This is a genomic window from Thalassobacillus sp. CUG 92003 (genome assembly GCF_013618635.1).
In the GTDB taxonomy this organism is placed as follows: Bacteria; Bacillota; Bacilli; order Bacillales; family Halobacillaceae; genus CUG-92003.
In genome coordinates, this window is the sequence record NZ_JABLSJ010000006.1 from 233,675 (window position 1) to 242,068 (window position 8,394).

Consider the following 8,394-nt stretch of genomic DNA (forward strand, 5'->3'; position numbering starts at 1 on the left):
GTCTTTTCCTCCGCAAATCCACCGCATATACCCACGCCTGTATGACCGCCTGTGCCGTTAGGACGGCGATTATTACCGCAATCACCCCGACTACAACCCGCGCTTTCCGGCGCCTGCCCACTTGCGTACCTCGCGGTCGGCCTTGTCGAGTTCGGCGTGCAGACGGTCGATTTCCGCGAGTAATTTCGGGATATCTTCGCGGGAGTGGGCGATAAAGTCTGCGTCCTTAGTACGCTTACAGTCCGCAACTAATTCGACCCCTGTTTCCGTAAAGCCGTCGTATACTTGCACGTACGGACTATCCTCGTAAAATACGTCGTCGAAATTCGTCCACGGCCCTTCCGTCGCATTGTCAGCCCGTTCGCGGATTGCCGCCAGTTCGTTTTCCGTTAATCCTTCGCTCATCTACTCGTCCTCCCCTTTGCTCAACTTCGCCAACATTTCCGCCGCTATTTCTCGCATTTCCGGTGAGCCGTGGTTGTACAAATCGAGGTAACAGTCGATCTTGTACTTCCGTTCGGCTTCGGCCTCTTTTCGCTCGTTTTCCGCTTTTAGTTTACGTTGCTTTTCCGCCGCTTTTCCTAGCCCGCTAAACTCCTCGCCCCACTCATCCCCGTAATTTTGGTGCATATTCTCCGCCTCCTCTTTCGAATTTGGTGAATCCGCGCGCCATTCCTTCTCCATCATCGGAAACTTCGGTCGTTCGAGCCATTCCTCCGCAAATCCTACGTCCGGGCCTTCGCCTTCTAACGCATATCGCCAAGTCCGATCACCGTCGTCCCAACTGAACGAAACTACGGAATAGTACAACGGAGTCCCGTCGAGGTCTTCTATCGCGTATTCCTTCGTATATGGATTGACGGTGATTACGTCGTCGCCTGCGGAAAACAGCGGGGAGCTTACGTCCTCCTCATGCGTAACCTCTCCTTCGGCGCCGAGGAATACGAGCGTGGTTAGGTCGGTCGATTCCGCGGCGTTCGCTTGAGTTACGTTTACATTCCGTTTGCCGGATAATTTTATGAAAAAATGCGTAGCAACTAAAGCGCCGGCGGTTGCGGTTAGGATGCCGGTTAGTAGCGTCGTTGTCGGTTTATTTCGCATGTTATTCCTCCTCTTCTTCGTACTTTCTCGCTCCGAATACTGTTTTACCGTCCCTCTCAACGAAAGCCCAACCGCCTGTCACAGCCTCTTCTCGTACTCTGATTACAAAACCCATATTCAGCCGGGCTTCTTTATAGGCGCTTTCGAAATTTGGGAATTTATAAAATCCTTCGAAGTCGTATTCGTAATACTGCCCGTGACTTCCTATAGTAGAACGCAACTCCTTATCCGGATTCTCTGCCGACTTCACTTTGTAATACTCTTCCATCTATCTCCGCCCCCTTTTCGATTCTCCTGCGAATGGTACTTTCATGCACATATCGCCAATCCGATCCGCCAATCTCTCCTCGCCGAACAAGTCGACTAAATCCTGCGTAACTCTCGGATCCTTTGTTCCCTCGTACTTTATCGGCAAATTCGATGTGTATACGCTAGGTAACCGATTTGTTACGCGGTAATTGATGACCGTATGCAAGTCGTTCGTAAAATTTTCCGTATAGTCCCTCGTCCCAATATCGTCGCAGACTAGGAAGTCTACGTGCTTTGCCCGTTCCATCATCGTATAGTATCGTTTAGCTGCCGGCTCTGCGATTGAATCCGGAACCTTGCTACGGTTGAATTGGTTGTAGTCCGCGTGCCAATCGGATACGTCGAGGAATAACGCCGGTCGTTGCTTCGGTGTAAGTCCGCGTTGGATACTCCCGATAAAGTGCGTAAGCAGGTACGCGTTTAATATCGCAGCCGCTGACGTAGATTTCCCGTTACCAGGATTCGGCGAGTGGAGGTACAGCGACTTTATCTGCGTTGGGTCTTCGCCGAATTGCCGGCTGAACGTTTCCGCGTACTTGTCGAACATGTCGTAAACTTTCGGCTGGCTTTCGCGGGCGGGTGCGTTTTCTAGCGTGATTAGTCGATAGTCTTCCGGCAAGCCCGCCGCGCCAACTCGACCGCCTCGTCCGCTTGCTCCGTGAAACGCTATATGCGCCGAACTTTGCGGGGAGCAGGCGTCTTTCGTTAGTCCGTCGAGTAGGCAGCGTTTCTTCGTCATTTAAACACCTTCTTTATTGCGGAATTCGATACGACCTTCGTTTCTAAAACGCCAGCACTATTTTGGAAAACTACCTTCCCTTTTTCGCCATCTTTCCGCTCAATAACTTCGTATATTCTGTATTTACCTTTGACTCCGTTCCAGTCGGTCGTCGTTATAAATACGCCTGCTTCTCTCATCTACTTACCCCCTAACCTTGAACATCGTGATCTACGAAAGATTTAACCCAAACAATACTCAGCACAAATGTAAATGTGAATGTGATTAGAAATAGCCTCATCGGCATCATTTCTAGGAAAAGTACAGGTGTCATTGCTAATAAAGTAGGAACGCCTAGTGCTAAAAAGAGCCGCCACAAACCATATAGAAGCATTACTAAATTTGGTATTAGATATTTAACCATTTCGATCACCTCCGTTACATTGTCCGATTATATAAAGATTCCATTTCGCTCTCTATCGAATCATATCCGTATTTCATTTCGAAGTTAGGAAACAACGGCTCACTTACGGTTGTTCCTAAATGCCTAGCGGTCAATACGATTTTGTGCGTGTTCATTTCGTATAGAACGCTAACCGTAAAAACTGGTGGACACTCATCTCGTTTGTACTTTTCGGAAGTAATCCGATCAACTTCCGTCTGGATCAAGTCAATTACGTTCATACACGCCTCCTTATAGCCAATCCTCGTACTCCCCCGCGTCAAACTCCGCTGCTTCTACTTCGTCCTCTTTTCGCTTTGCCTCCGCTCTCTGCTCCGCGGCTACTTCCGCCTGAGCTTTCGGGAACTTATCGCTCATATACGAGTACATAAACGAAAAACTGGCGTAAGGGTATTCGGCTTTCGGCGTGTATTCCGTTACGCATTTTTCGATGAACCGCTTAAGGACGGCGTTTCCGTAATTAGCCTGCGCGGTTTTCATCATTCCGAGTTCCCGCCGCCACCTTTCCGCCTTTGCGCCTCCGCCGGTTGGCTCGTAATCTACGCCAAATTGTTCCGCGGTCAGGCTCGTAAGATACGCGGTGAATGTCCGGCAATTCCATTCGGCGAGGGGTAGATCGCGCCAGTTGTCCGACTTAACCTTACGCTTGTTTTCCGGTTGCTTTTTCGCCATTATTTCGCCTCCTCATCTTTCATGAATACAGCCCAATGCGTTTTGCTTCGTCTGTTACCGAATAAAGGTTTCTCCCCGAAAACTTTTAGAATCTCTCTGAGTTTTATTTGGTCATCATTCCATTTAAAGATAAGTGTCCCGTTTGGTTTCAGTACGCGCATACACTCGTCAAATCCTTGCTTTAAATCACTCTTCCAGTTTTCATCTAGCTTCCCGTACTTTTTGGCCATCCAGGAATTATCACCTATCTTTAGTAAATGAGGAGGATCGAAAACGACCATGTAAAAAGATTCGTCTTCAAATGGCATGTCTCGAAAATCTGCGACTACGTCCGGCTTGATTTCTAACTTACGCCCGTCGCACAACTTATCCTCTAACTCTCGTTTATCCATAAACGTAACGTCCTCGTTATCACGGTCGAACCAAAACATTTTACTTCCGCAACAAGCGTCTAATACTCTCGTCATTTATTCGCTCAGCCCCTTTTGTAATCTCCGTTCGGTTTCCCGTAAGTCTGCGATAACCTCCTTCGAAAGCTCGCGGGAATGGACGTCGGTAAATGTTCGGATTCTTAACGCCGCGTCCCGTCGCGCTGCTTCGTGATAGGCGGCCTCAAGCGTCGCTTTTAATGCGGACTGCCAGCCGGTTAACTCTTCCGCCCGCTTACGTACTTTACTCGCCATTATTCCTTTACCTCCCCTGTATTTTTAGGATGGCGGAATACCATTTCGATTTTATCTGAAAGGCTGACGTGTACAGCTGGATTCATTCCGCCGCACGCGTACGTAGATTGTTTCGTAAAAACTACGACATAATAAGCTTCTACCGAAGTTACGACTCCCATATCGTAATACTTTAAGAACGGCTTACCGAAAAACTTAGCGTCGTAAACGGGGAACTTAATAACGTCACCGACCCATATTTTAGTGTTGTCCCATGCTTCGGTTCTTTTCGTGAACTCATTCGCCGGCATCGGTTAGCGCCTCCTTCGTAGGTACGAGCAGCGCCCGTAGAAGCTCCGTGCTCATTTCGTAGACGCCTTGCCGCTCGTATTCCGCTATGAACTGATATACGGTATCAAGCTTGCGGCGGGCGTCCGCTTTTTCGGCGATTAGCGTTTCGACTTCGGAAACTAAATCCGTAACGTCATCCGCCGTATGCATTCCGACCCTTTCGTCCGCTCGGTTCCGCATATCTTCGAGTTGCTGCGTGGTTAGTCTAGTCATAATTTATCGCTCCCTCTCCGTTTGGCTTCTGTTTAATTTCGCCTATTTTCCGCCGTTCTGACGCCCGTTTTCCTCCGTAGATGACCTATACCCCTTGCGCGGTTATTCCGCCTGCAAAACGCCGCTAATTTCCCGGCGAAACTCCGTGAGTTCTTCGCGTAACTCGGAGAGCGACGTTGCTTCCGATTCTTTCATCCGGGCATCGACGATTTTATCGAGTGCGTGATCGAGGTTTCCGTGATACGATACCTCCGTCCATTTTTCGTGCTTTTCCGGCGATGCGCCTTCGGCTTTGCGTTTCTGCCAGTTCGGAGATTTCGTGGGGTCGACCGTTTTCTTCCGGTTGATAATCCAGTTGTACGAGTCAGACGTGATTTTAAATCCTCCGCTAAATTCGATATTTACGCTCATGTTATCGTGCTCCTTCCGGCGGCGCTGCGGCCACCTTTCTTTTTATTTTAATTTTTCTTTTAGGTTTAATACCTTTGCGTAACTCATACCCTGACTACGCCATTCCTTTATTACGATTAGGTTTTTACGTAGTGGATAGGTAGGAGATTGAGCTTGCGAATATCTCCCGAGCTTCGTTCGCCTATTACTTAATTCTTTTTAAAATAATTCTTTAATTACTAAGTTCTTTTTCTTATACCTATAAGGAGAGATAAACTTACCATGCGGTAAAATATAATATCCCATTAGGTAGAAAAGTAAGGCTTTTTACCTTTGCCGAGCATTTTAGCAACGTCCGGATCTTCGTTAACTACTCGCTGCAAATTTCTAAAATATTGTGCTTCATGTTGTTTAAAAACGTCCTTTTCGTAAGGGTGGTTCACGTAATAAATGTGTTTTGGTCTCCCTCTTCCTGACGGTTGGTGTTCAATGCGAATTAAATCGACTGCTTCAAGTATTGATTCACACCGTTTAATTTGCGTGAAATTGTAATTGAATTCCTCGATAATCTTTTTTCGCCCCACCCATGACTTACCTTCTTTCTCTGTGCCTTTTTCGTTGTTCTTGTAACGCAGCAAGAAAAGATAGTAAAGCGTTGCTTTGTCTCCAATATAGTGATGGTAATCGTCGAATATTTCGTGGAACATTTTCGAATAACCGCCCGACCTTTCTCGGCCAGATCTAATTGTATCGCTCAATCAATCGCCTCCTTCGTTTTTCCTTCTACGTGATATAGCGTTCTCGGTATAAATTCGTGCCAGCTAACACAAATTTTTTTCATCCTCTACTCAATAAGACGTATCCACCAACCATTTCGCGCAAATTTACGCTAACTTTTTCGTCCTCTTATAATTTAATCCCCGCGAACTTACGTATTCTTGCTAGCAACCACGGAAATTTTCCACAAAAAAAGCGCCAACCCCGAAAGGTTGACACAATTATCCGCGTACACAATTTGTATACGCCGCTCTATTCGCTTCATATAAGTTTTTCCAACGGACTAAATCGCTTGTGGCTTTCCGCAACATCATTCCCGTAAAGGTTGACGTAATTTCTTACCATCTCGATACTCGCATGTCCGAGCACGTACTGCAGCGCAAATATATCCGCGCCGTTCTGCACCGCTAATTTAGCGAACGTATGCCGGAAAGTGTGTGGACTGCACCGGACATTCTTAATATCCGCCATCCGCCCGTACTTCCGGATTCTCGATTGCAGCTGACGGACACTTAACGCTTGGTTGTCGATGTTGACGAATAACGCCTCTAAGTCGATCTCGCCGCGTACGGAAAGATACCGCTTAAGCTGGCGTTTCATCGTCGTTTGAATCGGAACCAATCGCTCCTTATAGCCCTTCCCGTTAATCCGGATTTGCGAATCTTCCCACGTGATGTCCTTTACGCGAATATCCGTTAGCTCCCGTGCGCGAACGCCCGTTTCGATTAATAACGAAAGGATCGTATAATCACGCAATCCCGTAAACGTAGCGAGGTCGGGTTGGCGGAGGATGTGTCGTAATTGCTCCCGGCTGAACGTCTCGATGACCGTCCGCTTTTGCTTGACGAGTCGTAGCCTTTCCGCCGGATTCTCCGAAATCAACGCCTCTCGATGGAGGAAATTAAAGAACGATCGAATTGCGCGGAGCCGAGTATTAATCGACGCCTCTTTCCGACCGAGTACCTCCATCATATAGTAGATTACGTTTTCCCGGATAATCTGCAGCGTAATTTTATCGGGCGTCGTCGGGAGGTCTTGCGCTTCCAACTGCCCGCGAAAAGCGATTAGCTCATTCCGGTAATATTTAATCGTATGTTCCGATAGATTCCGTATTTTACAGTCGCGTAAAAAGGCGTGCAGGCAGACTTCGAAGTCCTCGGGGGTTACGCCCCTCACCGCTTGTCCTGCGCTCTCTGCGCCGCTTAAATCGCCTATTACGTTACTTCTCCGTGCCATTTCGTAGCACCTCCGCCTGTCCGCGGAATTAGGCGAAAAATCGGGCGTGCTTCGAGCAAAATCGGTATGTATAACGGAGTCGTGCGCGGTGATCGGGTAAATTACGCCCTGTTTCCCGCAAATCGCCCGCCATGTCAACGTTTGGTGCTTACGCGGAGGCAAATCGGATTTTGAGTCGTGCGCGTCTGCCAATTCCGCCACACCGGCATATTGTTATTGGAGGCGGCAACCGGATTTGAACCGGTGATAAAGGTTTTGCAGACCTCTGCCTTACCACTTGGCTATGCCGCCTTGTGATACAGTTTATGCGTCCAATAAATAAATTATGATGTTAGAGCGGAAGACGGGATTCGAACCCGCGACCCCCACCTTGGCAAGGTGGTGTTCTACCGCTGAACTACTTCCGCTAATGGCTGGGCCAGCTGGATTCGAACCAGCGCATCACGGTACCAAAAACCGATGCCTTACCGCTTGGCTATGGCCCAACAAACACAAGTTATATAATGGGGCGACTGATGGGGTTCGAACCCATGCATGCCGGAGCCACAATCCGGTGCGTTAACCACTTCGCCACAGCCGCCATAAAGAAAAGCAGGGGTAGTAGGAATCGAACCCACATCGGCGGTTTTGGAGACCGCTGTTTTGCCGTTAAACTATACCCCTACAATAATAAAAATGGTGGAGGGAGCAGGACTCGAACCTGCGAACCCGAAGGAGCGGATTTACAGTCCGCCGCGTTTGGCCAACTTCGCTATCCCTCCATGTCATAATAATGGCATAAATAATGATCATGCTCAAAACCTTTGCCTCGATGCTAGTTCAACGCAGAATAACATTGTAATGGTGCCGGCCAGAGGACTTGAACCCCCAACCTACTGATTACAAGTCAGTTGCTCTACCAGTTGAGCTAGACCGGCCAGCCAAAAAGTGGTGGCTCGGGACGGAATCGAACCGCCGACACACGGATTTTCAGTCCGTTGCTCTACCGACTGAGCTACCGAGCCGAACAAAATGCTTAACAGATTACACTCAAATGCCAGCACTATAACTTGAAATTAAAATAGGCTTGGAAGGAGTTTCTCTTCTTTAGCCTTTATGTAATCAGTGGCGGTCCGGACGGGACTCGAACCCGCGACCTCCTGCGTGACAGGCAGGCATTCTAACCAACTGAACTACCGGACCTTATTTAAAATGATGAACTTCAGCTGCAAGGATGTCTATTCGACGTTGTAAGCTGAATTAATTTGGTTGCATTAAAGCACTACTATTTTCAGCTAGCAGAAATGTTTATTCGACGTAGTGAGCTGAATTAAATTGGTTGCGGGGGCAGGATTTGAACCTGCGACCTCCGGGTTATGAGCCCGACGAGCTACCAGACTGCTCTACCCCGCGATAGTGTAGATCTATTCAATCTACTAAATGGTCTATTATGGTGGAGGATGCAGGAATCGAACCTGCGACCCCTTGCTTGTAAGGCAAGTGCTCTCCCGGCTGAGCTAATC

Annotated in this window: 14 protein-coding genes and 10 tRNA genes; all 24 read right to left on the reverse strand. The window is 48.2% G+C overall.

The window, feature by feature from the left end; all coding sequences use genetic code 11:
- Positions 1–90: 90 nt before the first annotated feature.
- Complete coding sequence (locus HOP45_RS11600) at positions 91–405, reverse strand: hypothetical protein (protein ID WP_181349450.1); 315 nt, start codon at positions 403–405, stop codon at positions 91–93.
- Positions 406–1,161 (reverse strand): hypothetical protein, encoded by a 756-nt coding sequence (locus tag HOP45_RS11605; protein WP_181349451.1) that lies wholly within the window; start codon positions 1,159–1,161, stop codon positions 406–408.
- Positions 1,103–1,369: a hypothetical protein gene (locus HOP45_RS11610; protein ID WP_181349452.1), complete on the reverse strand. Its 267-nt coding sequence runs from the start codon at positions 1,367–1,369 to the stop codon at positions 1,103–1,105. The genes HOP45_RS11605 and HOP45_RS11610 overlap by 59 nt, the downstream gene beginning before the upstream one ends.
- Positions 1,370–2,149 (reverse strand): P-loop NTPase family protein, encoded by a 780-nt coding sequence (locus HOP45_RS11615; RefSeq protein ID WP_181349453.1) that lies wholly within the window; start codon positions 2,147–2,149, stop codon positions 1,370–1,372.
- A complete protein-coding gene (locus tag HOP45_RS11620; RefSeq protein WP_181349454.1) occupies positions 2,146–2,328 on the reverse strand; it encodes a hypothetical protein in 183 nt (60 codons plus the stop codon). Before HOP45_RS11620 ends, HOP45_RS11615 begins: the two co-directional genes overlap by 4 nt.
- Positions 2,329–2,566: 238 nt before the next feature.
- Positions 2,567–2,812, reverse strand: coding sequence for a hypothetical protein (locus tag HOP45_RS11625; RefSeq protein ID WP_181349455.1), 246 nt, complete (start codon positions 2,810–2,812; stop codon positions 2,567–2,569).
- Positions 2,813–2,822: 10 nt separating this feature from the next.
- On the reverse strand, positions 2,823–3,263 hold the full coding sequence (locus HOP45_RS11630) for a hypothetical protein (protein WP_181349456.1): 441 nt from the start codon (positions 3,261–3,263) through the stop codon (positions 2,823–2,825).
- On the reverse strand, positions 3,263–3,730 hold the full coding sequence (locus HOP45_RS11635; RefSeq protein WP_181349457.1) for a class I SAM-dependent methyltransferase: 468 nt from the start codon (positions 3,728–3,730) through the stop codon (positions 3,263–3,265). The genes HOP45_RS11630 and HOP45_RS11635 overlap by 1 nt, the downstream gene beginning before the upstream one ends.
- Positions 3,731–3,946 carry a hypothetical protein gene (locus HOP45_RS11640; RefSeq protein ID WP_181349458.1) on the reverse strand — a complete coding sequence of 72 codons (216 nt, stop codon included), beginning with the start codon at positions 3,944–3,946 and terminating at the stop codon, positions 3,731–3,733.
- On the reverse strand, positions 3,946–4,236 hold the full coding sequence (locus tag HOP45_RS11645) for a hypothetical protein (RefSeq protein ID WP_181349459.1): 291 nt from the start codon (positions 4,234–4,236) through the stop codon (positions 3,946–3,948). Before HOP45_RS11645 ends, HOP45_RS11640 begins: the two co-directional genes overlap by 1 nt.
- Positions 4,223–4,489, reverse strand: a complete 267-nt coding sequence (locus HOP45_RS11650; RefSeq protein ID WP_181349460.1) for a hypothetical protein — start codon at positions 4,487–4,489, stop codon at positions 4,223–4,225. Before HOP45_RS11650 ends, HOP45_RS11645 begins: the two co-directional genes overlap by 14 nt.
- A gap of 102 nt (positions 4,490–4,591) precedes the next feature.
- Positions 4,592–4,900 (reverse strand): hypothetical protein, encoded by a 309-nt coding sequence (locus tag HOP45_RS11655; RefSeq protein ID WP_181349461.1) that lies wholly within the window; start codon positions 4,898–4,900, stop codon positions 4,592–4,594.
- 284 nt (positions 4,901–5,184) lie between these two features.
- Positions 5,185–5,637, reverse strand: coding sequence for a hypothetical protein (locus HOP45_RS11660; RefSeq protein WP_181349462.1), 453 nt, complete (start codon positions 5,635–5,637; stop codon positions 5,185–5,187).
- Positions 5,638–5,917: 280 nt separating this feature from the next.
- A complete protein-coding gene (locus tag HOP45_RS11665) occupies positions 5,918–6,892 on the reverse strand; it encodes a tyrosine-type recombinase/integrase (RefSeq protein WP_181349463.1) in 975 nt (324 codons plus the stop codon).
- 217 nt (positions 6,893–7,109) lie between these two features.
- A tRNA-Cys gene (locus tag HOP45_RS11670) sits at positions 7,110–7,183 on the reverse strand.
- 44 nt (positions 7,184–7,227) lie between these two features.
- Positions 7,228–7,299: transfer RNA gene (locus HOP45_RS11675), tRNA-Gly, on the reverse strand.
- A 3-nt stretch (positions 7,300–7,302) separates the two neighbouring features.
- Positions 7,303–7,377: transfer RNA gene (locus HOP45_RS11680), tRNA-Gln, on the reverse strand.
- A gap of 19 nt (positions 7,378–7,396) precedes the next feature.
- A tRNA-His gene (locus tag HOP45_RS11685) sits at positions 7,397–7,472 on the reverse strand.
- A gap of 12 nt (positions 7,473–7,484) precedes the next feature.
- Positions 7,485–7,555: transfer RNA gene (locus HOP45_RS11690), tRNA-Trp, on the reverse strand.
- A 13-nt stretch (positions 7,556–7,568) separates the two neighbouring features.
- A tRNA-Tyr gene (locus HOP45_RS11695) sits at positions 7,569–7,653 on the reverse strand.
- A gap of 80 nt (positions 7,654–7,733) precedes the next feature.
- Positions 7,734–7,809, reverse strand: a tRNA-Thr gene (locus HOP45_RS11700).
- Between the two features lie 11 nt (positions 7,810–7,820).
- Positions 7,821–7,896: transfer RNA gene (locus HOP45_RS11705), tRNA-Phe, on the reverse strand.
- 101 nt (positions 7,897–7,997) lie between these two features.
- A tRNA-Asp gene (locus HOP45_RS11710) sits at positions 7,998–8,074 on the reverse strand.
- A 133-nt stretch (positions 8,075–8,207) separates the two neighbouring features.
- Positions 8,208–8,284: transfer RNA gene (locus HOP45_RS11715), tRNA-Met, on the reverse strand.
- Positions 8,285–8,394 lie beyond the last annotated feature (110 nt).

Coding starts and splice junctions, on each gene's coding strand:
- HOP45_RS11600 (WP_181349450.1), bottom strand. CDS start 405: ATGAGCGAAGGATTAACGGAAAACGAACTGGCGGCAATCCGCGAACGG.
- HOP45_RS11610 (WP_181349452.1), bottom strand. CDS start 1,369: ATGGAAGAGTATTACAAAGTGAAGTCGGCAGAGAATCCGGATAAGGAG.
- HOP45_RS11615 (WP_181349453.1), bottom strand. CDS start 2,149: ATGACGAAGAAACGCTGCCTACTCGACGGACTAACGAAAGACGCCTGC.
- HOP45_RS11620 (WP_181349454.1), bottom strand. CDS start 2,328: ATGAGAGAAGCAGGCGTATTTATAACGACGACCGACTGGAACGGAGTC.
- HOP45_RS11625 (WP_181349455.1), bottom strand. CDS start 2,812: ATGAACGTAATTGACTTGATCCAGACGGAAGTTGATCGGATTACTTCC.
- HOP45_RS11630 (WP_181349456.1), bottom strand. CDS start 3,263: ATGGCGAAAAAGCAACCGGAAAACAAGCGTAAGGTTAAGTCGGACAAC.
- HOP45_RS11635 (WP_181349457.1), bottom strand. CDS start 3,730: ATGACGAGAGTATTAGACGCTTGTTGCGGAAGTAAAATGTTTTGGTTC.
- HOP45_RS11640 (WP_181349458.1), bottom strand. CDS start 3,946: ATGGCGAGTAAAGTACGTAAGCGGGCGGAAGAGTTAACCGGCTGGCAG.
- HOP45_RS11645 (WP_181349459.1), bottom strand. CDS start 4,236: ATGCCGGCGAATGAGTTCACGAAAAGAACCGAAGCATGGGACAACACT.
- HOP45_RS11650 (WP_181349460.1), bottom strand. CDS start 4,489: ATGACTAGACTAACCACGCAGCAACTCGAAGATATGCGGAACCGAGCG.
- HOP45_RS11655 (WP_181349461.1), bottom strand. CDS start 4,900: ATGAGCGTAAATATCGAATTTAGCGGAGGATTTAAAATCACGTCTGAC.
- HOP45_RS11665 (WP_181349463.1), bottom strand. CDS start 6,892: ATGGCACGGAGAAGTAACGTAATAGGCGATTTAAGCGGCGCAGAGAGC.